19 protein-coding genes are annotated in these 21,442 nt (G+C 69.2%); 12 read left to right on the top strand and 7 right to left on the bottom strand.

What is annotated here, in order from left to right; genetic code table 11:
- Window positions 1–180 precede the first annotated feature (180 nt).
- The 5 genes from ACFPOE_RS11240 to ACFPOE_RS11220 are packed head-to-tail and all read left to right on the top strand — an operon-like array spanning window position 181 to window position 4,209.
- A complete protein-coding gene (locus ACFPOE_RS11240; RefSeq protein WP_376850171.1) occupies window positions 181–1,407 on the top strand; it encodes an EAL domain-containing response regulator in 1,227 nt (408 codons plus the stop codon).
- A gap of 29 nt (window positions 1,408–1,436) precedes the next feature.
- Complete coding sequence (locus ACFPOE_RS11235) at window positions 1,437–2,237, top strand: sensor histidine kinase (protein ID WP_376850170.1); 801 nt, start codon at window positions 1,437–1,439, stop codon at window positions 2,235–2,237.
- On the top strand, window positions 2,234–2,890 hold the full coding sequence (locus ACFPOE_RS11230; RefSeq protein WP_376850169.1) for a response regulator: 657 nt from the start codon (window positions 2,234–2,236) through the stop codon (window positions 2,888–2,890). The genes ACFPOE_RS11235 and ACFPOE_RS11230 overlap by 4 nt, the downstream gene beginning before the upstream one ends.
- Before the next feature lie 54 nt (window positions 2,891–2,944).
- Window positions 2,945–3,406, top strand: a complete 462-nt coding sequence (locus ACFPOE_RS11225) for a response regulator (RefSeq protein WP_376850644.1) — start codon at window positions 2,945–2,947, stop codon at window positions 3,404–3,406.
- Window positions 3,403–4,209: a response regulator gene (locus ACFPOE_RS11220; protein ID WP_376850168.1), complete on the top strand. Its 807-nt coding sequence runs from the start codon at window positions 3,403–3,405 to the stop codon at window positions 4,207–4,209. Before ACFPOE_RS11225 ends, ACFPOE_RS11220 begins: the two co-directional genes overlap by 4 nt.
- Window positions 4,210–4,243: 34 nt before the next feature.
- Here the strand turns inward: ACFPOE_RS11220 and ACFPOE_RS11215 are convergent, their stop codons facing one another.
- Both ACFPOE_RS11215 and kaiC read right to left on the bottom strand, forming a co-directional pair.
- Window positions 4,244–4,525, bottom strand: a complete 282-nt coding sequence (locus ACFPOE_RS11215; protein WP_376850167.1) for a circadian clock KaiB family protein — start codon at window positions 4,523–4,525, stop codon at window positions 4,244–4,246.
- A gap of 5 nt (window positions 4,526–4,530) precedes the next feature.
- Window positions 4,531–6,267: a circadian clock protein KaiC gene (kaiC, locus tag ACFPOE_RS11210; RefSeq protein WP_376850166.1), complete on the bottom strand. Its 1,737-nt coding sequence runs from the start codon at window positions 6,265–6,267 to the stop codon at window positions 4,531–4,533.
- Between the two features lie 257 nt (window positions 6,268–6,524).
- Between kaiC and ACFPOE_RS11205 the strand changes: the two genes are divergently transcribed.
- The 5 genes from ACFPOE_RS11205 (at window position 6,525) to ACFPOE_RS11185 (ending at window position 12,806) form a co-directional block, all read left to right on the top strand.
- Entirely contained in the window at window positions 6,525–9,947 is a 3,423-nt protein-coding gene (locus ACFPOE_RS11205) for a PAS domain-containing hybrid sensor histidine kinase/response regulator (RefSeq protein WP_376850165.1), read from the top strand.
- A gap of 112 nt (window positions 9,948–10,059) precedes the next feature.
- The gene (locus ACFPOE_RS11200) at window positions 10,060–11,190 is read left to right on the top strand and encodes a sensor histidine kinase (RefSeq protein WP_376850164.1); all 1,131 of its coding nucleotides are present in this window, start codon (window positions 10,060–10,062) and stop codon (window positions 11,188–11,190) included.
- Between the two features lie 44 nt (window positions 11,191–11,234).
- On the top strand, window positions 11,235–11,576 hold the full coding sequence (locus ACFPOE_RS11195) for a hypothetical protein (protein ID WP_376850163.1): 342 nt from the start codon (window positions 11,235–11,237) through the stop codon (window positions 11,574–11,576).
- A 152-nt stretch (window positions 11,577–11,728) separates the two neighbouring features.
- Window positions 11,729–12,346: a hypothetical protein gene (locus ACFPOE_RS11190; RefSeq protein ID WP_376850162.1), complete on the top strand. Its 618-nt coding sequence runs from the start codon at window positions 11,729–11,731 to the stop codon at window positions 12,344–12,346.
- A gap of 232 nt (window positions 12,347–12,578) precedes the next feature.
- Window positions 12,579–12,806, top strand: coding sequence for a hypothetical protein (locus ACFPOE_RS11185; RefSeq protein ID WP_376850643.1), 228 nt, complete (start codon window positions 12,579–12,581; stop codon window positions 12,804–12,806).
- Window positions 12,807–12,857: 51 nt separating this feature from the next.
- Here ACFPOE_RS11185 and ACFPOE_RS11180 read toward each other — a convergent pair whose 3' ends face one another.
- A complete protein-coding gene (locus tag ACFPOE_RS11180) occupies window positions 12,858–13,589 on the bottom strand; it encodes a 4'-phosphopantetheinyl transferase family protein (RefSeq protein ID WP_376850161.1) in 732 nt (243 codons plus the stop codon).
- A gap of 36 nt (window positions 13,590–13,625) precedes the next feature.
- Between ACFPOE_RS11180 and ACFPOE_RS11175 the strand changes: the two genes are divergently transcribed.
- Both ACFPOE_RS11175 and ACFPOE_RS11170 read left to right on the top strand, forming a co-directional pair.
- Window positions 13,626–14,348, top strand: a complete 723-nt coding sequence (locus ACFPOE_RS11175) for a thioesterase II family protein (RefSeq protein WP_376850160.1) — start codon at window positions 13,626–13,628, stop codon at window positions 14,346–14,348.
- Window positions 14,349–14,399: 51 nt separating this feature from the next.
- Window positions 14,400–14,714 (top strand): STAS domain-containing protein, encoded by a 315-nt coding sequence (locus tag ACFPOE_RS11170; RefSeq protein ID WP_376850159.1) that lies wholly within the window; start codon window positions 14,400–14,402, stop codon window positions 14,712–14,714.
- Window positions 14,715–14,720: 6 nt separating this feature from the next.
- Here ACFPOE_RS11170 and ACFPOE_RS11165 read toward each other — a convergent pair whose 3' ends face one another.
- From ACFPOE_RS11165 to ACFPOE_RS11150, 4 genes are read right to left on the bottom strand one after another with little or no spacing between them, the layout of a single operon-like run.
- Window positions 14,721–16,934, bottom strand: a complete 2,214-nt coding sequence (locus tag ACFPOE_RS11165; RefSeq protein WP_376850158.1) for an ABC transporter transmembrane domain-containing protein — start codon at window positions 16,932–16,934, stop codon at window positions 14,721–14,723.
- Window positions 16,912–20,037, bottom strand: coding sequence for an efflux RND transporter permease subunit (locus tag ACFPOE_RS11160; RefSeq protein WP_376850157.1), 3,126 nt, complete (start codon window positions 20,035–20,037; stop codon window positions 16,912–16,914). Before ACFPOE_RS11160 ends, ACFPOE_RS11165 begins: the two co-directional genes overlap by 23 nt.
- Window positions 20,034–21,140, bottom strand: coding sequence for an efflux RND transporter periplasmic adaptor subunit (locus ACFPOE_RS11155; RefSeq protein WP_376850156.1), 1,107 nt, complete (start codon window positions 21,138–21,140; stop codon window positions 20,034–20,036). The genes ACFPOE_RS11160 and ACFPOE_RS11155 overlap by 4 nt, the downstream gene beginning before the upstream one ends.
- The gene (locus tag ACFPOE_RS11150; protein WP_376850155.1) at window positions 21,134–21,436 is read right to left on the bottom strand and encodes an acyl carrier protein; all 303 of its coding nucleotides are present in this window, start codon (window positions 21,434–21,436) and stop codon (window positions 21,134–21,136) included. Before ACFPOE_RS11150 ends, ACFPOE_RS11155 begins: the two co-directional genes overlap by 7 nt.
- Window positions 21,437–21,442: the final 6 nt, after the last annotated feature.

Raw genomic sequence — 21,442 nt, 5'->3', positions numbered from 1 at the left:
TATCCGCCACCTTGCGCCGGGCGAGTGAATGCTCTTGGGTTACACGGTCAATCCCCGGGGATGCTTCCGACTCTCTTAAGGCGACGGCGGCGATGGACATTGTTTCAAGCTGTTTCCCATGCTCTGATGGCGACATCAATGCTGCACCGCTCCCGACGCCGGGAATCCGCCCAAGCCACCGTGACTGATCTTGCCCTCGACCCGATGGCCTGCCGGGACCTCAGTTTCCTGGTGGTGGAAGACCACGAATTCCAGCGCCGCTGCGTCTCCCAGCTGCTGACGTCCATGGGCGCGGCAGCCGTCCACGGCGCCGAGGACGGCCAGGCGGCGCTGCGGCTGATCACCGACGGCGAGCATCCGGTCGACATCGTGATCTGCGACGTCAACATGCCGGGCATGGATGGAATGGAGTTCATTCGCCACTGGAGCGAGCGGGGCGACCCGTCCTCGCTGATCGTGATGAGCGCGATCGAACCGGAGCTGCTGGCCACCGTGGCCAACATGGCGCTGGCCTACCAGGCCCGCCTGCTGGGCGTCGCCGCCAAGCCGGTGACCGCCGCCAAGCTGATCCCCCTGGTCGACCAGCACCGCTTGAAGATGGCACAGAAGCCGGCGGAAAGCCTGTTTTCGTTCCAGGAACTGACCCATGCCTGGACCGGCGACGAGTTCGAGTGCTGGTTCGAGCCCCAGGTGAGCCTGGCCACCGGCGCACTCAGGAGCATGTGCTCGGTGCCGCGCTGGCGCCACCCGACCCAGGGCGTGCTGCTGCCCGAGCGGTTCATGCCGTCGCTGCAGGCGCGCGGCCTGGGCGACGACTTCGCCTGGCTGCAGCTGCAGCACGCCACGGCGCAGTGCCGCCGCTGGCAGCGCGAGGGCGCAGCACCGCTGGTGTCCATTGCGCTGGCCTTCGCGTCGCTGACCGACGTCAAGCTCGCGCCCCGCATCCAGCACATCGCGCAGGGCGAAGGCGTGGACCCGCGCTCGATGGTGCTGCACGTCGACGAGTCGGTGCTGGCCGGGCCCGACCTGGCCAAGGTGCTGGAGAACCTGGCACGCCTGCGCCTGCTGGGCTTCGGGCTGGCGGTCGACGACTTCGGCAAGGGCGCGATGGAGGTGGACCGGCTGTCGCTGGCGCCATTCACCGAGCTGCGCATCCGGTCCGCGTTCGTGGCCGGTGCGGACTGCGACGAATCGGCGCGGGCGGGGCTGGCCGTGGCGCTGGAAGCGGCCCACCGGCTCAAGGTGCGCGCCGTCGCCACCGGCATTGGATCCACGCAGGAGTGGAACCTGCTGCACGGGTGGGGCTGCAGCTTCGGCGAAGGGCCGTTCATCGCTGCGCCGATGGCCGCGACGGCCGTCGCGCGGTGGTCGAATCGCTGGCAGGCCGGCAGGGGCATGCCGGCCTGAGCCGCCACCAAAACTGGCACACTGGCCCCATGCCGGACGTGACCAGCGATCGAAACCGCCAAGGCCCGGAACCGCAGGACTCGGGGGCCGGCGGCGGCGCGCAGCCGCTGATGCGGCCGCTGGCGGGCCGCAGCCTGGAAGCGGCGAGCGCGCAACGCCTGCAGAACCTGTCGCGCCGCCTGATGCACGCCGAGGAGGAGGAACGCAAGCGCCTGGGCCGCGAGCTGCACGATCGCGTCGGCGCCAACCTCAGCGCGCTCGGCATGGGCCTGGAATTGCTGCGCAAGCAGCTTCCCGACGACGCCGGCGGCCCGGTGGCGCGCCGCATCGGCGACCTGCAGGACATCCTGCTCGACACGATGGCGCACGTGCGCGCCGTGCTGGCCGACCTGCGGCCCACCGCCCTGGACGAACTGGGCCTGTTGCCTGCACTGCGGCACCAGGCCGGCGTGCTCACGGCCCGCACCGGCATCCGCTTCCTGGTGGCCGGGAGCGAACCGTCGCCGCGGCTGGCGCCGGACTGCGAGATCGCGTTCTACCGGATCGCGCAGGAGGCCTGGTCCAACGCCAGCAAGCACTCGGGGGCGCGGTCGGTCGGCCTGACCATCTCGCAGCAGGGCAGCGTGGTGAGCATGGTGATCGACGACGACGGCATGGGCTTCGAGCTGGCCGAACTGCCCGCCGGCACGCCCAGCCTGGGATTGACCACCATGCGCGAACGGGCCGAGGCGATCGGCGCCGTGCTGGAAGTGGGAACCGCCCTCGGTGCCGGCGTCAGCGTGCGGCTGGCGCTCGATCGGGACCGGCCCCGGGCCGGGGCCGATCGATGAGCGCGCCGGTCGCGCGGATCAGGGTGTTCGTCGCCGACGACCACGCCATCGTGCGCGAAGGCCTGGTGCAGCTGCTGCAGCTGCAGCCGGACCTGGTCGTCGTCGGGACCTGCGCCGAGGGCAGGGAGAGCCTGCAGCAGATCCGCGCCCTGCTGCCGGATGTCGCGGTGCTCGACATCTCGATGCCGGGCCTCAACGGCATCGAGGTGGCCGCCGAAATCCAGCGGCTCGGGCTGCCGGTGGCGGTCGTCATCCTGTCCATGCACTCGTCGACCGAGTACGTGTTCCGGGCGCTCGAGGTGGGCGCGCGGGCCTACCTGCAGAAGGAGTCGGCGGCCGCCGAGATCGTCGACGCGATCCGCGCGGTCCATGCCGGCCGCAAGTACCTGGACACGCGGATCGCGGGGCTGGTTGCCGGCCACGTCGGCGACGGCGCGGCGCGCGGACCGCTGGAGTTGCTGTCACGGCGCGAGCGCGAGATCCTGCAGCTGGTGGCGCAAGGGCATTCGAGCGCGCAGATCGGCAAGCTGCTGTCGCTGTCGCCCAAGACGGTGGACACGTACCGCAGCCGGCTGATGCAGAAGCTGGGGCTGTCGGACGTGGTGTCCCTGGTGAAATTCGCGATCCAGCAGGGCCTGGTGTCGCTCGATTGAGCGCAGTCGAGAACTCCCGACAGCTTGTTTGGGCGATCCCTGCTACCGTGGCGGATGCCCTCCCCATCAACCGCTTCCAATGCCATCCTGGTCGTCGAGGACCATGAGCTGAGCGCGTTGCTGATCATGGAAATGTTGCGCACCGCCTTTCCCGAGCGCTCGATCCACCTGGCCGACACCATGCGCCTTGCCATCGCCGAATTCACGCGGCTGCAGGCGTCGCTGCTGGTGACCGACATCGGGCTGCCGGATGGCTCGGGGCTGGACCTGACGCGCCGCGTCGTCGCCGCTGACCCGCAGGTGCGGGTGGTGGTTTATTCCATGAACGACACCGCCGTGATGCGCGAGGGTGCCGCCGCAGCCGGAGCGGCAGCCTTCGTGGCCAAAGCCGACCCGGCCGAACTGATCCGGGTGGTCGGCGATCTGCTGCTGGCGATGCAAATGGAGAATTCCCCACGCGGGTCGCCAGAATGCCCCACAGGCGCGGACCTGCCCGCCGGCGAGGCGCCGGCATGAACGCGCCGCTGGATGAAGGCCGGCTCGACGACGTGCTGCGCGGCACCGGCGTGTCGGCGGCGGCGTTTCTGGCGGATTTCCGGCACTGCACCGACGTCGACGTCGAACAACTGCTGGCGGCCGTTGCCGGCGGCGACCTGGTGCGGGCGGAGCAGCTGGCGCACCGCATCGAAGGAGCCAGCCGCGTGATCGGCGCCCAGCCGATCGCCAGGGCCTGCGCCGCGATGTCCGAGGCCAGCCGCGCGCTGGAACCGGCCCGCCTGCGGCTCAAGCTCGATGCATTTCTGCTGTGCCAGAGCGAGCTCTACGCCTGGATCGAGGCGCTGGACCCGTCGGCGTTGCGGCCAGGCCCGGGGGCCGGCGGCGGGCCCGTCTGCGCCGGGCTGAACTTCCTGGTGGTGGACGACCACGAGTTCCAGCGCTCGATGATCCTGCGGCTGTTGCGGCAGCTGGGCGCGCTGGATGTTCGCGGCTTCGCCGACGGTGCCGGCGCGCTGGCCGCGGCGCGCGAGCTGGCGGCGCCTGCGATCCTGGTGCTCGACCTGGCCATGCCGTCGCTGGACGGCATGGAAGTGATGCGGATCGTCGCCGACGAGCGGCTGCCGCTCTCGGTCATCATGAACAGCGCCCTGGCGGACGACCTGCTGCGCTGGCCGCTGCAGGCAGCGCGCTCCTACGGGACCGCCGTGCTCGGCGCCGTCAGCAAGCCGCTGACGGCCGCCAAGCTGGCGCCGTTGCTGGCCCAGCACCGGCACAACCTGCGTCCGCTCGCCGGGTCGCCGGGCGCACCGCCGGCGGCCTGAACGGCGCTGCCCGGGGGGCGGTGCCGCCCGCCGCTCAGCCCCGGTCCGGGGGCAGGCCCAGGGCCAGCAGGAGCGTGTTCTCGTCCGACAGGGTCCCGACGATGCGCTGCACCGGTCCGGGCGACAGCTTCACCAATGTGGGCGTCATCAGGATGCCTTCTGCCAGCGCGCGCATGGGTTCCCTGAAGACGTCGACCACCTCGATCTCGTGGCAGCCAGGCAGCCGGCTGTCGCAGATGTGGGCCAGGTTCCCGAGCGCCTGCGAGGAATTCGGAGTGTCGCCGGCGACGAACAGGCGGAAGCTGAAGGTCTGCATCGCGCTTACTTCCCCTCCGGCTTTGCCGGCGGGATCACGGCATCGGCGCCGCGCAACTCGCGCATCCGCTCCCGGCCGCGCGCCAGTTCGCCCTCGCGGCTGGCGCGGGTGCGCGTCAGCAGGGTCTTTTCCACCTGCTTGGCGACCAGCTCGGTCTGCAGCGACTTGGCGCGCACCTCGAGCACTGCCTCTTCGGCCTCGAGGCGCACCAGGTTCAGCTCGCCCGCGACATCCGCCACTTCGCTGGCGACCCGCTCGGCGCTTTCCTTTTCCCAGCGCAGCGTGCCCATGAGCACCTCGCCGCCGGCGGTGTAGATGTCGGCCAGCGTGACGCCCTCGTCGCTCAGGATCAGTTCGCGCACCTGGTTCGAGTGCGCGGTGCCGCGCGACTTGATGATCGACATGCCGCGGTTGCGCTCGCCGGCCTGCACCAGGTAGTTCAGGTGCAGCCAGGTGTCCGCCAGGGTGGACACCTGCAGCGGCGTCCCGCCGTTGACCTCGCCAGACATCTCGTCGAGCAGGCTGGTGCACACCATCGTGATCCCGGCCGCCTTGGTCCAGTCGATCAGGCGTTCGGCGACGCCGTGGGCCGTCAGTTCGTTGCCCGACTTGGACAGCGTCGAGATCGGGTCGATCACCAGGCAGCGGGCCGACTGCTCGCGCGCCAGCGCCTTGATGCGCACCAGCAGCGTTTCGGCGCTGCCGGTGATCGTGCGCGCCGACACCATGCGCAGCACGCCGCTTTCGACGAAGCGCTGCAGGCGGATGCCGACCGATCCCAGGTTGCGGATCACTTCGCTGCCGTCGGAATCGAAGCTGACGAACAGGGTGCGGTCGCCGCGCTCGCAGGCGGCCTCCGCAAAGGCGCCGCTCAGCGTCGTCTTGGCGGTGCCGGGAAAGCCGGTGACCAGCACGCTGGCGCCGCGGTAGTAGCCGCCGCCGAGCATGGTGTCCAGCCGTTCGACGCCGCTGGTGATGCGCTCGAGGGTGACGGTGGAATCCACCTGCCCCAGCGACCGTGCCACGGCGACGTCGAAGCCGCCGCTGCCGATCACGAACGGCGACTCGTTCTCGTCGAAGCTCGAGCCCCTGAATTTCTGCACCCGCAGGTTGCGCTGCGAGACGCCCAGCGTCACCTTGTGGTTCAGGACGACGGCGCAGTCGACCATGAACTGCATGAAGTCCAGCGGATGCTGGCTGGCCTCGTCGCCGCCCTGCTTGGCGGTGATCAGGCCGGTCAGGCCGTGTTCCAGCAGCCAGGCATGGAGCCGGTACACCTCGCGCCGGCGCGCCGCCGGGTCGGGCAGCAGGGCGAGCAGGATGTCGAGGGCGTCGAACACGATCCGGCGCGCGCCCATCGCCGCGGCCTGGGCGCCCAGCGCCGCCAGCATGCCCGCGAGGTCGAAGCTGCCGCTTTGCACCAGGTCCGGCGCCGGTTGCGCGTCCAGGAAGAACAGCTTGTGCGGTTGCAGGGTTTCCAGCGGCCAGCCGAAGCCGGCCAGGTTGGCGACCAGGCGGGCCGGGGCTTCCTCGAAGGCCACGAAGATGCCCGGTTCGTCGCACGCCGTCGCGCCGTGGACCAGGAACTGCATCGCGAAGATCGACTTGCCGGAACCCGGTCCGCCCGCCAGCAGCGTGGTGCGGCCGGGGGGCAACCCACCGCCCGTCATCTGGTCGAAGCCGGTGATGCCCGTGGGTGCCTTGGCGGCGGCCCGGGCCGGGCGGGAAGGGATGGTTTGCATGGTTCCGATCGGATCTCTTGGTGCCGGCGCGCTGCGCGCCGGCACGCCCGATGCTAGGAGCTCGGCAGCGCCATGTCTGTCGGGCGCTCTCGCCAGCGCCGTAGGGAGTTCTCGACGCCGGGCCCGCAGCGCGGCGCCGGCAGCCCACGAATGGGCGCCGCGGCCGCCGGAAATCGAGAATTCCCCACAGAGGTCGCCAGAGTGCCCGACAGACAGGGCCCGGCCGCAATCCTAGACTGCATGGATGAGCGAATACCGTGCGACCCACTGAGCCCGCGACCGCCGGTGAAATCGGCCAGCTGGTGGAGGAGATGGCGCGGGTCGACGAACGGCTCGACGCGCTGCTGGGCGGCGGCGTCGACAGCCTGACCGCAAGCAACGGCAAGACCTTCCTGCTGCAGCGCGCGCAGCGCCAGCTGCATCTGAGCGAGGCCTCGCACCAGGCGGCCATCCTGGCTGCGCTGCCGGCCCATGTGGCGCTGCTGGACGGCCGCGGCTTCATCACCGCGGTCAACGCAGCGTGGACCCAGTTCGCCGACGACAACGGGATGCGGGATCCGCGGCGGGGAGTGGGCAGCAGCTACCTGGCTGCCTGCGACCACGGCGCCGCGGCCGGCAGCAGCACCGCTGCCCAGGCCGGCCGCGGCATCCGGGCGGTGCTGGCCGGCCAGGTGCGCTCTTTCGAGCTCGAATACACGTGCCATTCGCCGTCGCAGGAGCGCTGGTTCTCGCTGCGGGTTGCCGCCATGGGAAGCGGCCGGTCGGCCGGCGCCGTCGTGCTGCACCACGACATCACGCTGCGCATCAAGACGGCGCGCGACCTGGCCAGCCTGGCGCAGGCGACAGCCCGCCGCGAGCGGATGCTCAACACGGCGCTGTCGGCGATCACGGACTTCACCTACATCGTCGACCGCCGGGGCCGCCTGCTGTTCGCCAACCAGAGTGCGCTCGACCTGTGGGGTTTCACGCTGGAAGAGGCGATCGGCAAGGACGGCTACGACCTGGGCTGGCCGGCAGAAACCGCACGCAAGATCCACGCGCAGTGGGCGTCGGTCTTCGCCACCGGCAAGACGGTGAACGACGAGATCGAGTACCAGAGTCCGGCAGGCGTCAATGCCTGTTACGCCTATGTGTTCTCGGCCGCCTTCGCGGCCGACGGCAGTGTCGACTTCGTCGTCGGCAGCAGCACCGACATCACGCAGAAGCGCCGTTCCGACCTGGCGCTGCAGGAAAGCTTCGCGGAATTCCGCACGCTGGCCGCGGCGATGCCGCAGATCGTCTCGATGACGACCGCCGATCGCGAAGTGATCTACCTCAACCAGCAGTGGATGGACTACACCGGCCTGACCCTGGGCCAAGGCCTGGCCGGCGGCTGGCACGACGTGATCCATCCGCAGGACCGCCCGGCCGTCTCGCAGGCGCACGCAAGGATGCAGGGCGGCACCTATTCTTACGAGGCCAGGCTGCGCCGGGCCGACGGCGCCTACCGCTGGTGGCTGGTGCGAGGCGTCGCCCTGACCGACGACGCCGGGGCGGTGCTCAAATGGATCGGCACCTGCACCGACATCGACGACCTGAAGCTGGCCGAGGTCGAGGTCATGCGCACCAACCGGGAGCTGCAGCGCCAGCGCGCGGAGCTGCGGGTCGTGCTGGACCTGGTGCCGGCGATGATCCTGCTCAAGGACACCCAGGGCACCATCCTGCGCGCCAACGAACGCGCCGCCCGCAACATCGGGCGCAGCGTGGCGCAGATGGAGGGCGCGCCCGTCGCCAGCGTGTATCCGGAGACGGCGACGCCCGGCTACGTCGCGTCGGACCAGGAGATCATCCGCACCGGCCAGCCGATCCTCGGCGTGGTGGAACGGCTCACCAGCGCCGACGGCGCCGAAGTGTGGACGCTCAAGGACAAGGTGCCGCTGCACGACGAAACCGGGGCGGTGACGGGGATCCTGGTGATGAGCGTCGACATCAGCGAGCGCAAGCGCCACCAGGATGCCTTGCGGGAGCTGAACGAGGAGCTGGAGGGCCGCGTGCGGCGCCGCACGGCGGAACTGGAGCTGGCCCGCCACGACGCCGAGACCGCCAACGCGGCCAAGTCGGAATTCCTGGCCACCATGAGCCACGAGATCCGCACGCCGATGAGCGGGCTGCTGGGGCTGCTGGAGCTGCTGGCGCTGGGTGACCTGAACGCCCAGCAATCCTCGACCCTCGCGGTGGCCCGGGAATCGGGCGACGCGCTGATGCGCATCATCGACGACATCCTCGACTTCTCCAAGATCGAGGCCAACGGCATGGAGCTGAACCTGGTGGCGGCGTCGGTGCCGGCAGTGATCAAGAACCTGTGCCGGCTGCACGCGCAGGTGGCCTCGAGCAAGAACCTGACGCTGCACGCCGATGTCTCGGACCAGATCAGCCCGGCGCTGTCCTTCGACCCTCTGCGGCTGGGCCAGATCCTGAACAACTTCCTGAACAACGCCATCAAGTTCACTTCCTCGGGCCAGGTCGACATCTCGGTGCGGGTGCTCGGGCGGCGCGACGAGATGGAGGAGCTCGAGTTCGTGGTGCGCGACACCGGCATCGGCATGTCGCAGGCCCAGGTCGAGCGGCTGTTCCAGCCCTTCGTGCAGGCCGCGGCCGAGACCAGCTCGCGCTTCGGCGGCACCGGCCTGGGCCTGGTCATCTCCCGGCGGCTGGCGGAGCTGATGGGCGGGACGGTGGAGGTGCAAAGCGCGAGCGGCCGCGGCACCGTGTTGACGCTGCGGCTGGCGTTCGAGATCTGCGGGGCCGCGGCGCTGGCGCGCACGCAGGTGGCGGACCAGGAATTGCTGCAGGCCCTGATGGCCGGGCGCCGCTCCGCGCCCTCGGTCACCGAGGCCCAGGCCGATGGCACGCTGCTGCTGATCGTGGACGACCACCCGACCAACCGCATGGTGCTGGTGCGCCAGGCGGCCTCGCTCGGTTACGCGGCCGAGGCCGCCGGCGACGGCGAGCAGGGCCTGGCGCTGTGGCGCAGCGGCCGCTTTGCGGCCGTCATCACCGACTGCAACATGCCCGGCATGAACGGATACGAGCTGGCCACCGCGATCCGGGCGAGCGAGTCGCGGCGCGATGCGGGACGCATCCCGGTGATCGCCTGCACCGCCAATGCCTTGCCGGCGGCGGCCGAGGCGTGCATCGCCGCCGGCATGGACGACCGCCTGGTCAAGCCGGCCAGCCTGTCGGACCTGAGCGCCATGCTGGCGCGCTGGGTGCCGCTGAGCCTGGAGGCGCGGCCGCCGCACCCGGCGGCGCCTGCCGCATCCCAGCCTCCGGCCGCGCTCCAGCGCCGCGGGCTGCTCGATCTGGTGCTGCTGGCGGAAATCTCCGGCGGCGACCCCGTGGCCCAGGCCGACATGCTGCTGGACTTCCGCCGTGCCAACGAGGCCGACGCCCAGGCGCTGCGCGAGGCCATCGGGGCGCAGGACTTCGCGCGGGTCGCCGATTTCGCGCACCGTATCAAGGGCTCCTGTCAGATGCTGGGCGCGCTCCTGCTGGGCGAGGCCGGCGGTCGCCTCGAGGCCGCCGCCGCGGCCCACCAGGCGGGGGAGCTGCGCGCCGCGATGGACGGCTTCGAAGCCGAACTGGGGCGCCTGAACGGTTATCTGGAGATGTTTCCCGGCATCCGCCAAAAGCGTCCGTGACGCGGCGGCCGCACGGCGGCGGCAATGAGCGCACACTGTCCCCCTGGGCCCGCGTTGGCCCGGGCCACTGCCCTGACGTTCGAGGCAATGGCGGCGGCCTGCAAGGAGTGTGATGCATCGTTTTCTGACCAACAACCGCGACGAACTGATCGCCAGGTGCAAGGCGAAGGTGGCCGAACGGCCACGGCGCGCCGCCACCTCGCAGCAGCTCATGAACGGCATTCCGCTGTTCATCGAGCAACTGACGCGGACGCTGCAGGCGGAGGAAGACGGCGAGGCCTGGGAAAGCCTGCGCATTTCCGGCGCCTCCAGCGGCGACGCCGCATCGCTGTCGGAGATCGGCGTCACGGCCACGGCGCACGGCAAGGAGCTGCTGAACCTGGGCTACACGGTCGACCAGGTCGTCCACGACTACGGCGACCTGTGCCAGGCCATCACTGAGCTGGCGGTGGAGCGCGACGCCGCATTTGCCATCGACGAATTCCGCACGCTCAATCGCTGCCTGGACAACGCCATCGCTGACGCGGTGTCCTCCTACAGCGCCGAGCGTGACGCCAGCATCTCGATCATCCGCAGCGCCGAGTCGAACCAGCGGCTCGGCTACCTGGTGCACGACCTGCGCAGTTCCATCGGCACGGCCACGCTTGCCTTGTCGGCGCTGGACCAGGGGACCCTGCCGGTCTCCGGCGCGACCGGCAGCATCCTCAAGCGCTGCATGGCCGCCCTGACCGGCCTGGTCGACCGGGCGATGGCCGAAGTGCAGTTGAAGCATTCCATCCCGATGCAGGGCGAGACCTTCTCGGTCGCGACGATGATTGCCGAAGCGCGCGACAGCGCTGCGCTGGACGCGGACCGCAGGGGCTTGCCCTTCGACGTGCCTGAGGTCGATCCGGCGCTGGGCATCCGCGGCAACCGGGAGCAACTGCTCGCTGCGCTGGGGAAGCTTCTGAACAACGCCTTCAAGTTCACGCAGCCCCAGACCAAGGTCACGCTGCAGGTGCATTCGGCCGCCAGCCGGGTCTTCATCGATGTCAGGGACCATTGCGGCGGGCTGTCGCCGGGGGACGAGGAGCGCATGTTCGCGCCGTTTTCCAAGCGGCGGGGCGACAAGGCCGCCCTGGGGATCGGGCTGGCGATGGCCAAGGCCAGCGTCGAGGCCGACGACGGCGTGCTGACGGTGCGCGACGTGCCCGGAAGAGGCTGCGTCTTCACCATCAGCCTTCCGCTGCACACGCTGCGCTAGCGCATGGACGCATCGCTCGCTTCGCGCCGCGCGGGGACCCGGCCGTGAACCAGTCGCCCCGCAAGGGTTCCGGCAAGCCGCCTGGTCCGACCGACCTTGTCAGGGCCGGCCGCAGCGGCGAGGGTGCCGGCAGCGTCATGGACGAGATCGCCCGCGACCGGCTGGCGGCGGCGCGCGCCGCCACGCACACGGCGGAACAGCAGATCAAGGCCTTGTGGCGCCTGCGTGTGCCGCAAGACCGGACCATCGCCGATCTCTGGACGCTGCAGACCTGGCTCAGTGCCAACGCACCGGATCTGCTGGCCGACAAGGGCGACAGCTTCCAGTATCTGCTGGCGCTGCTGGCCAGCGAGATCGACCCCGGCGGGGGGCCGCAACAGGACTGAGAAGAGCTCGCGTCCGCCCCCGCGGGCGCCCGCCGGGCCGGGCGTCCAGATAAGCGCCGGCGCCGTGAAAAATGGCATTGCGGGATTTCCATTGCGGCTGCGGAAATGGTGAAATGGCAGCAGGACAGTCACGTCAAGGAAAGTATTCGCGTATGGCCACGATCCCCAAGAAACCATGGGCCGGCTTCTCGCGTTCGGAGCCGAAAAAGCCGCAGTCGGCAACCCCCGCGCAACCGGTCAGGCGCTCCGCCGACACCATCAATCCCTACCTGCCGGGCGACCCGATTCCCAAGCCCGAAGCGGTCGAAAAGGACACCGACACCACCTGGGCCGAGTTTGCCGATCTGCAGGCGGTGCAGAACCGCGGCTTCGCGGACACCGCACCGGCGAGCAGAACCATGCGCGACGCGGACGAGCGCAGCTACGCGCCGACCACGCCGGCGCCGCTGCAGAACCTGCACGCCCGCCCGGCCACGCCGGTGCGCAAGGAACTGACGGTGGTCGAAGTGATGGTGGAAGCGCGCAAGAACAACCGCGTGTGCCCCAAGCCCGCGAAGTGGCAGGAGCTGTTCGAGATGCTGCCGGACCGGCGCCACGCGGAGCCGGCACCGCCGCTGGTGGGCGCCGCGTGGAACGACACGCCTTCCATTCCCAAGCGGATGTGCTTTCGCGAGCACATCGAGTGGGCCGCCGCGCACGGCGCCTTGCAGCAGATCTACACCTTCATGAAGAACCTGCCCGAAAGCGACTGGCACCACATGGGCGACTAGCGCACCTGGGCCGTAGGATCCGGCCCGCGCGATTTTTACGCTTGGTCACGAAGCGCGCGCGGGCCTGCGGCGCGGCCTGACTCTGGACAGCGTTTTTTGCCCGGTGTAAATTGGAAAAGGTGCCATTTCTCTTGTCACGAGGCAGTTTCATCGGACGCGCATTCGGATAAATGACATCGGTAGTTCCCTTGCCAAGATGAACCAACTATGGAGGACTCCCATGGCGCAAAGCATGTTCTATGACAAACTGGCCGGCGCTCTCGCGCGCTCAGCGAAGGACCCGGCTTATCGAACCAAGCTGTTGAAAGATCCGAACGGTACGCTGACCGCAGACGGCATCGACGTCGGTCAGTCCAAGATCAAGATGGATTGGGTCGAGACCACCAACTGCCTGAACATTCTGGTCGAGAACGGTGGGGCCAATTGGGCCGGCGCGATCATTCTCAACATCAAGAAATAGTCTCTTGCAGATGCTGGATGAAGCGCGCCGCCTCCGGGCCGCGCGCTTTTTTCATGGCGCCGCGGCGGCGAGCAGCGGATGCGCGTCCCGCAGCAGCGGCGCGTCGGCGCCGCGATGGCCGCTGCGGGATTCGACGGCGAGCGCCAGCACGTGCCCTTGCTGGTCGGGGGACAGGAAGAAGCGCCATGGCGATGCTCCCTGCGCGGGATGGGAGAGCAGCACCGGATGCCGGTCGTCGCCGGCATCGAACTCCAGCTCCGTGGGGTCGCCGGCCAGTCCGCGGCCGGTGGCCTTCAACATCGCTTCCTTCAGCGTCCACAGCAACAGGAAACGGTCCTGCCGCTGCGTCATCGGCAGCGCCTCGATCGCAGCCCGCTCGCGCGGCCCGCAGACCAGGGGCAGCACCGCATCCAGATCGATGGCCTGGTCCCGGGACTCCACGTCGGTGCCGAGCGCGCACCCGGCCGCGAGCGCCACCACCACGAGATCGCCACCGTGCGCGATGCTCAGTGCCAGCGGCGCGGCGGCGCCGCGCAGCCAGGGCTTGCCTGCGGCATCGACCTCGATGGCGACGTCCCGCGCGCTGCATCCCAGCTGCGAGGCCACGGCCAGGCGAGTCATCACCCTGCCGATGGTGAAGCGTTGCCGATCGGCAGCCTTGCCCAAGCGCTCGCAGCGCGATCGTTCGTCCGGCGTCAGCAGGTCGGCGAGGCGGCCAGCATCGGCAGCGCCGCGCCGCAAGCTGGCGATCCAGGCAACGGGAGCTGAGGGCAACGATTGCAAGGCGGGCCTCCGAAGGTCCGGGCGGGGAGCGCGCGCATGACAGCGTCCTTGCGCGTCATCGCCTTTCCGTTCGCCGGCGGCAGCTCATTGAGCTACGCGAAGATAGCACGCGCCCTGCCGGCCGGCGTGTCCATGGTGACGCTGGACCCGCCGGGCCACGGCCGGCGGATGGCGCAGCCGCTGCTCACCCGCGTCGAGGCGATGGCGCTGGACCTCGTCCCCAACATTCGGGAGGAAACGGGCGGCTCTCCTTACATTTTGTTTGGACACAGCATGGGCGCCTACCTCGCGCTGGCCATGCTCGACTGTCTTGCCCAGTCGGACATGCCGCTGCCGCTGCGGCTGGTGCTGTCCGGGGTCGCGCCGCCGGACCGGCCCCAGCCGGAGAAGCTCTCGGCGCTGCCGCCGCCGCAGTTCCTGGCCCGGGTCGCGGCGATGGGTGGCATGCCGGCGGAGGTGCTGCAGGAGCCGGCGCTGGTCGAGCTGTTCGGCCCCATCCTGCGCGCCGACTTCGAGGCCGCCGAGAGCTATGTCGACATGCGGCGGCACGCCTGGTCCGTCCCGGTGCTGGTGCTGCGGGGCACGGCGGACCGGCTCACCGCTGCCGGCCCGGACGCGTGGAGCGCGTGCCTGGACCGCCCGCCGGCCATCCTCGACTTTCCCGGCGGACATTTCTTCCTGTTCGAACGTGCGGCGCAGGTGGCCGCCGCGATCTGCGCAGGGGCCGGTGGCATCGACGCCGTCGCGGGCAGCGCATAAGATTGCGCTTCCGCGCAACCGCGTGCCAGCCCACTCGCCAAAGGAACAAGCATGCCGGAAACGAAGATCTTCACTCCTTCGAATCGCCTCGACAGCGGCAACTCCCCGGCCTTCGAGAAGGAGATCATGAGCCAGCTCGAGGCCGGAACGACCCACGTGCTGATCGACTTCTCGGACCTGAACTACATCAGCAGCGCCGGCTTGCGGGTGGTGCTGCTGACCGCCAAGAAGACCAAGGCGGCCGGCGGCAAGCTGGTGCTGTGCGGCCTGAGCGATTCGATCAACGAGGTGTTCATGGTCAGCGGCTTCAACGCGATCCTGGACATCCAGCCGACCCGCGAAGCGGCCCTCGCGCGGCTGCAATAGCCGCGCCTATTCGGTCGCGGCCATGATCGCTTCGCTCCACTCGGCGGCGCGCGCATAGGCGGTCTTCGTCACCGCCTCCTTCAGTTTCGCGTCCGCTTCCATCAGCTTGATGAACTTCTGCCGGTCCAGGCTGATGCAGACGCTGTCCACCTTCGCGCGCACCGACCAGGTTCGCGGCACCGGCCGGATCAGCGCCATCTCGCCGAAGTAGTCGCCGTCGTCCAGGGTGCCCAGTGGCGTTTCCTTGTCGCCGCCCAGGTTGACGTAGTTCTCCAGCCGGCCGCGGGCGACGATGTAGAACTTGGTGCCCGGTTCGCCTTCCTCGAACACCACCCGGCCGGCCGGAAAGTGCTCGGTCACCAGGTCCTTGCTCAGGGACTCCAGCACCTCGTCGCTGCATTCCGACAGGAAGGGGATCGCCCGCAGGCGCTCCACCGACACCGTCGCCTGGCCCTCCGGGGTGATGGTGAAACCGCTTTGCTTGCGCCACAGCGCGGCGTAGAGGCCGTCCATCGCGACCAGTTCATCGTGGGTGCCGATCTCCGCCACCTCGCCCTTGTCCATCACCACGATGCGGTCGTAGCCGGTGATATGGGTAAAGCGGTGCGTGACGGACACCACCGTCCAGTTCTTGGTCAGCGCGGTCAGCGTCTCGCCGATCTGTGCCTCGGTGTGGGCGTCCAGCGCCGAGGTCGCTTCGTCCAGGAACAGGATCTTCGGCTGCCGCAGCAGTGCGCGCGCAATCGCGATGCGCTGGCGCTGGCCGCCCGACAGGCTGCCGCCCTGGCTGCCGACGACGCTCTGGTAGCCGTTGGGCAGGGTTTCGATCAGCTCGTGGATGCCGGCGGCCTTGGCCGCCTCGATCACTTCCTCGTCGCTCGCGTCGAGCCGGCCCATGCGGATGTTCTCGATGATGGTGGTGTCGAACAGCGCCGTGTTCTGCAGCACCACGCTGGTCTGGCCGCGCAGCGATGCCTCGGTGGCGTCGCGCAGGTCCACGTCGTCCAGCAGCACCTTGCCCTTGAGCGGGTCGTACAGCCGCATCAGCATCGACAGCACGGTGGACTTGCCCGAGCCGGAACTGCCGACGATGGCCACGCTCTTGCCGGCGGGGATGTCCAGGTCCACGTCCTTGAGGATGGGATGCCCGGGCTCGTAGCCGAACTCCACGCCCTGCAGCCGCATCGCCTTCTCGATCTTGGGCAGCGGGCCGGCGCCCGGCGCGTCGGCCAGCGCGGGCGCCACGTCCAGCAGCTTGCGGATGCGGGCGTAGCCGCCCATGCCCTGCATCAGCAGCGGGATGGCTTGCGTCAGGTTGTCGGTGGCGCCGCCGATGTTCAGCAGCAGGCCGATGAAGGCGATCAGCAAGCCGGTGGTGAGATAGCCGTTGACGGCCAGGATCGCGCCGATGCCCAGCACGCCGATCTGCAGCGCACCGGCCGCGACGTTGGTGGAGCGCCCGATCAGCGAGGTGAAGAAGTTGGCCTTGAAGCCGTCGCGCCGCAGGTCGTCCAGCTTGTCGTCGAACTTGCGCTGGCGGTAGTCGCCGAGGTTGAAGGTGCGGATGGTCAGGTTGATCAGCAGGTTCTCCTGCACCATGCTGGCCAGGCCCGACTGCAGGTCGTCCTTCTTGCGGCCGTAGGCGCGCGCCCGCGGGCTGAACGGCCGCGGCGCGATCGCGATCAGCGGCATCAGCAGCAGCGCCGCGATGGCGAGCCGCCACTCGATCACGAACAGCAGCGTGAGGCTGGACAGGATGGTGACCAGCCGCATGCAGAAGCTGGGCAGGCCGCGCACGATCGCGGTTTCCAGCGCCATGACGTCCGGGCCGAAGCAGGCCACGATGTCGCCCTGCGGGGTGCGCGAGAAGAAGTCGCTGGATTGGCGCTGCATGTTGCGGAACAGCTTCTCCTGCAGGCCGGCGGAGATGCGCGAGCCGATCGTCGCAGTGCCGTAGTCCTGCATCAGGCCGGCGCCGGCGTTAAGCAGGTAGCCACCCACCAGCACGCCCAGCAGCAGTGCCAGCAGCGGCATGTCGTTCCTGGGGATGGCGTCGTCGAAGATGTACTTGTAGGTCAGCGGCATCAGCAGGTTGAACGCCACCTGCACCAGAAGCGCGAGCGCCACCAGCGACGCCAGGATGCGGTAAGTGAAGGCCAGGCCGAGTGCCTGTCCGATGAAAGCCCAGAAGCTGGTCTTATGCGGCGTTTGCGTGCTCATGATGCGTCCCCGATGTTGTTCCGGCGTGGCCGGAGGAAGCAGTCGCCCGGGCGGGCCTTTTCACCTTGAACAGGACCGTGTAGACCACCGGGATCACGCCCAGGGTGAGCACGGTTCCCAGGGCCAGGCCGCCGACGATGACGACAGCCATGCCGTACCACAGCTCGCCGCCGAACAGCATCAGCGGCACCAGGCCCAGGATGCAGGTCAGCTTGGTCATCACGATCGGACGCAGGCGCTTGAGCGCGGCCATCACCACCGCCTCGTAGTGGTCCTTGCCTTCCTGCCGCTCTTCCTCGATGCGCTCGAGCAGCAGCACCGCGTTGTTGATGATGATGCCGGCCAGCGCCAGCAGGCCCATGATCGCCATGAAGCCGAAGGTGGCCCGCGCCACCAGCAGGCCGGCCACCGCGCCCACCAGGCACAGCGGGATGGTGATGGCGATGATCAGCACCTTGCGGAAGGACGAGAACTGCCACAGCATCAGCAGCAGGATGGCGCCGAGCGCGATCGGCAGGAACTTGACCAGCGCGCCCTGGGCATTGCCGGAGGTTTCCAGCTCGCCGCCGACGCCGATGCGGTAGCCCTCGGGCAGCGGGATCTTGGCGATCTCGGGGCGGATCCTGCGCACCAGCTGCGAGGCATGCAGCTCCAGGTTCTTGCCGGAGACCGACACCGTGCGCACGCCGTTGCGGCGGCGGATCGCGCCGTCCTCCGGCACGCCGACCAGCTCCGCAATCTGCGTCAGCGGTACCGAGGTCTGGCCGTTGGCGGCGAACACATTGAGCGTCTTGAGCCGGTCGTACGTCATCTGCTCCTTGTCCTTGCCCAGCAGCACGATGGGAACGGTCTGGTCGCTGTCGCGGAACACGCTCACCTGCATGCCGCTCAGATTGGCATTGAGCGACAGCGCCACGTCCGCGGACGTGACGCCGGCGCGCCGCGCCAGGGCCTGGTCCACCTTGACGACCAGCTTCCAGGTGCGGTTTTCCCAGTCGTCCTTCACGTCCACCGTGCCGGGCACTGCGCGCATCACCTGCTTCACGCTTTCCGCCAGATTCTTGAGCGTGGCGGCGTCGGTGCCGGTGATGCGCAGTTCCACCAGCCCGGTCTCGGAGCCGCCCAGCCAGAACTTCTTGACCTCGGCCCGTAGCTCGGGGAAGTTCGCCAGGATGTAGCTGCGCGTGCGGCTGACCAGCGGCTCCACGTCCGTGCCCTGCGGCACGTTGGCGACGATGTAGCCGCGGTGCGGCGCGCCGGCCACCGGCGCCATCGCCAGCACGAAGCGCGGCCCGCCATAGCCGACATAGGCCGCGACGCTGGTGATCTCGGGATTGGCTTTCTTGTCCAACAGCCAGGCGTCGATGGCCCTGATCGATTTCTCGGTCTCCGAATACGGTGTGCCGGCCGGCAGGTTGACGATGGCCATGAACTGGTTGCGCTCGGAGTTCGGGAAGAACTGCTGCGGCACCAGGCCGAAGCCGAACAGCGAGAGCACGAAGGCGCCGGCGACCGCACCGAGAAAGACCACGCGATGCCGCATGATGCCTTCCAGCGCCCGGCGATACGCGCGGTAGAAGCGCGTGTCGTAGTGCGCGTCGGATTCGGCGGCCTGGTGCCCGGGATCGACCTTCATGAAGCGGTAGCACACCAGCGGCGTGAAGGTCAGCGACAGCAGCCAGGAGCTGAGCACCGCGATGCTGGTCACCTGCGCCAGCGAGCGCACATACTCGCCGGTCTGGTCGTCGGCCAGCAGCAGCGGCATGAAGGCGAACACGATGGTCAGCGCGGAAGTGAGCAGTGGTGTCGCCAGGCTCTTGCCGGCGTCGATGCAGGCCTGCCTGCGGTCCTCGCCGGCGGCGAGCCGGCGCATGATGTCTTCGGCGATCACGATGCCGTTGTCCACCAGCAGGCCCAGCGCGATGATCATCGAGGCGATCGAGACGCGCTGCAGCTCGATGCCCATCACGCTCATGATGATCAGCGACATCAGCATGGTGAGCGGCACGATGGTGCCCACGATCAGGCCCGTGCGCATGCCCAGGAACACCATCACCACCACCAGCACGATCACCAGCGTCTCGTACAGCGTGCGCTCCACTTCCGAGATCAGGTGCGTCACCACCTCCGGCTGGAAGGTGGCGAAGTCCAGGCCGAAGCCCAGCGGCAGCTCCCGCTTGAGCTGCGCCACGCGTGCGTTCAGCGCCTTGCCGAACTCCACCACGTTGCGGCCTTCGACCATGGAGATGGCCAGCACCACGGCCGGCTTGCCGTTGTACATCGCGCCGGTGCTGCGCGGCTCGACGTAGGCGCGCCGGACGGCAAACAGGTCCGACAGCGCGATCGCCTGGCCGGTCTTGGGCAGCATGATGGGCGACTTCTCCAGCTCGCCGACGCTGGCGAAATTGCCGGTCGGCTCCAGCGTCACCACAACCTTGCCGGCCGTGACCTGGCCGCCGGGCAGCACCACGTTCTGCCGCTGCAGCGTCTGCAGCACGTCGCCCAGCGACAGGCCCAGGCGCGACAGCTGCGAGGGCGACGCCTCCAGGTAGATCTGCTCGCGCGGCAGGCCATGGATGTCGATCCGCCGCACGCCGGGGATGGTGTTGAGCTGTTCGCGCAGGCCGAGGGCCACCTGGCGCATCTCCGCCATGCTGAAGCCGTCGGCCGTGATGGCCAGCGTCGCGATCGCGACGTTGCCGAAGTCGTCGTTCACCGTCGGCCCGGACACGCCGTCCGGCAGCGACGAGCGTGCATCGGCCATCTTGTTGCGCAGCGTCTGCCAGTACGGACCGAGCTCGAAATAGCGGTCGTAGAGCTTGACGCTGATGATGGTGCCGCCGGTGAAGGCGGTCGAGGTGATGCGCTGCACTTCCGGGATCTCGCGGATCTTTTCCTCCAGCGGCCGGGTCAGCAGGGTCTCGATCCGCTCTGGGGACATGCCGGGAAAGGAAGCGCTGACGATCGCTTCGCGCACCTTGATGGGTGGGTCCTCCTGCGCCGGGTAGTTCAGGAACAGGCTGATGCCCAGGCCGACGATGATCAGCACGCCCGCGGCGACCAGGCGCGGGTTGCGGAAGGCGTAGCCGGTGAAGTTGATCATTGCTTGCCCGGCATGGCCTGCATGCGCTTGACCGGCTGGCCGTCCGACAGGAAGGCCACGCCGGCGGTCACGATCTCGTCGCCCGGCGCCAGGCCCTCGCCGATCTCCATGTCGGCGTCGTTGACGGCCCGGATCTGCACCGGCACCCGCCTGACGCTGTTGCCGGACTTGTCCAGCACGAACACGTAGCCCTGGCCGGGCCCGTTGCCCGGCAGCACCGCCTGCATCGGCACCTGGATGTTGCGCTCGCTGCCACCGGCCCCGGGGCGCACGACGAAGTCCACTTTCGCGGTGACGCCGGCGCGCAGGCCCTGCGTGGCGCCGGACAGCGCGATGTAGGCGGGGAAGGAATCGCCGACACCGGCGCGGGCGTCGATCCGGCTGACCCGGCCTTGCAGCTTGCGTCCGCCGACCTCGATCGCCGCAGCCGCGCCGACGGCGAAGTCCTCGATCAGGTTCTCTGGCACGCGCACCGCCACCCGCATGCCGCCGGCGCCGTCCAGCCGCAGCACGGACTGGCCGGCGTTCACGTCGGCGAAGGGTTCCACCTGGCGGGCGGAGACGACGCCGTCGGCCGGCGCCAGCAGCCGGGTGGCAGCCAGGTCGCGCCGGGCCAGGGCGACCGCCGATTCGCTGCTGCTGACCTTCTGCTGGGCGAGCGTGTAGTCGACGCGGTAGCGCTCCACCATGCTGGCCGCCATGAAGCCGCGTTCGCTCAGCGTCTTGCGTGCGGCCAGCGCATCGCGCTTTTCCTCGCTGTCGCTGACGCTGCTGCGCAGTTCGGCCTCGGCGTTCTTCAGCCGGACCTCATAGGGCACGGGATCGATGCGCGCCAGCAGCTGGCCCTTCTTCACCCGGTCGCCTTCGGCCACCGCCAGCTGGGTGATGCGGCCGGCCACCGGAAAGGCCAGGTTCCAGACTTCCATCGGCTGGACTTCGCCGACCAGCGAGCGCCGGCGCGCCTCGCCGCCGGCCTTGACCACCATGGTCTTGACGCGTGCAACCGTGTCCTCGGTAGCGGCCTTGGATTTTTCGCCGCAGCCGGCCAGCACGGCGAGGCCGGCGGCCAGCAGGATCCGCGTGGCGATGCGCCGGGTCAGCATGGCGGTTGTCCTGGCGTTGCCGCCGCCTGGCGCGCTGCCAGGCCGGCGATATGGCCGGACAGCAGGCGCACCGTGGGGTAGTCCCAGGCGATGGTCGACTCGATCTCGAATCCCAGCAGGTCCTCCAGCGCCACGACGATGTCCATCACCGCCACCGAGTCGAGGTTGAGGCTGACGAACGGCGCCTCGGGATCGACGGCGGCCGGCGCCACCGAGGTCAGGCGCGCGATCCGCTCGAGCAGCCAGTCTTCCAGGGCGTCCGCGGACCACGCCGGTGTTTGGCTTGCAACGCTCATCTGGCG

This window comes from Caenimonas terrae (assembly GCF_042655405.1).
Lineage (GTDB): Bacteria > Pseudomonadota > Gammaproteobacteria > Burkholderiales > Burkholderiaceae_C > Ramlibacter > Ramlibacter terrae_A.
This window is presented reverse-complemented; position numbering and strand designations above follow the sequence as displayed.

Coding starts and splice junctions, on each gene's coding strand:
- ACFPOE_RS11235 (WP_376850170.1), top strand. CDS start 1,437: ATGCCGGACGTGACCAGCGATCGAAACCGCCAAGGCCCGGAACCGCAG.
- ACFPOE_RS11230 (WP_376850169.1), top strand. CDS start 2,234: ATGAGCGCGCCGGTCGCGCGGATCAGGGTGTTCGTCGCCGACGACCAC.
- ACFPOE_RS11225 (WP_376850644.1), top strand. CDS start 2,945: ATGCCCTCCCCATCAACCGCTTCCAATGCCATCCTGGTCGTCGAGGAC.
- ACFPOE_RS11220 (WP_376850168.1), top strand. CDS start 3,403: ATGAACGCGCCGCTGGATGAAGGCCGGCTCGACGACGTGCTGCGCGGC.
- ACFPOE_RS11215 (WP_376850167.1), bottom strand. CDS start 4,525: ATGCAGACCTTCAGCTTCCGCCTGTTCGTCGCCGGCGACACTCCGAAT.
- kaiC (WP_376850166.1), bottom strand. CDS start 6,267: ATGCAAACCATCCCTTCCCGCCCGGCCCGGGCCGCCGCCAAGGCACCC.
- ACFPOE_RS11200 (WP_376850164.1), top strand. CDS start 10,060: ATGCATCGTTTTCTGACCAACAACCGCGACGAACTGATCGCCAGGTGC.
- ACFPOE_RS11190 (WP_376850162.1), top strand. CDS start 11,729: ATGGCCACGATCCCCAAGAAACCATGGGCCGGCTTCTCGCGTTCGGAG.
- ACFPOE_RS11185 (WP_376850643.1), top strand. CDS start 12,579: ATGTTCTATGACAAACTGGCCGGCGCTCTCGCGCGCTCAGCGAAGGAC.
- ACFPOE_RS11175 (WP_376850160.1), top strand. CDS start 13,626: ATGACAGCGTCCTTGCGCGTCATCGCCTTTCCGTTCGCCGGCGGCAGC.
- ACFPOE_RS11170 (WP_376850159.1), top strand. CDS start 14,400: ATGCCGGAAACGAAGATCTTCACTCCTTCGAATCGCCTCGACAGCGGC.
- ACFPOE_RS11165 (WP_376850158.1), bottom strand. CDS start 16,934: ATGAGCACGCAAACGCCGCATAAGACCAGCTTCTGGGCTTTCATCGGA.
- ACFPOE_RS11160 (WP_376850157.1), bottom strand. CDS start 20,037: ATGATCAACTTCACCGGCTACGCCTTCCGCAACCCGCGCCTGGTCGCC.
- ACFPOE_RS11155 (WP_376850156.1), bottom strand. CDS start 21,140: ATGCTGACCCGGCGCATCGCCACGCGGATCCTGCTGGCCGCCGGCCTC.
- ACFPOE_RS11150 (WP_376850155.1), bottom strand. CDS start 21,436: ATGAGCGTTGCAAGCCAAACACCGGCGTGGTCCGCGGACGCCCTGGAA.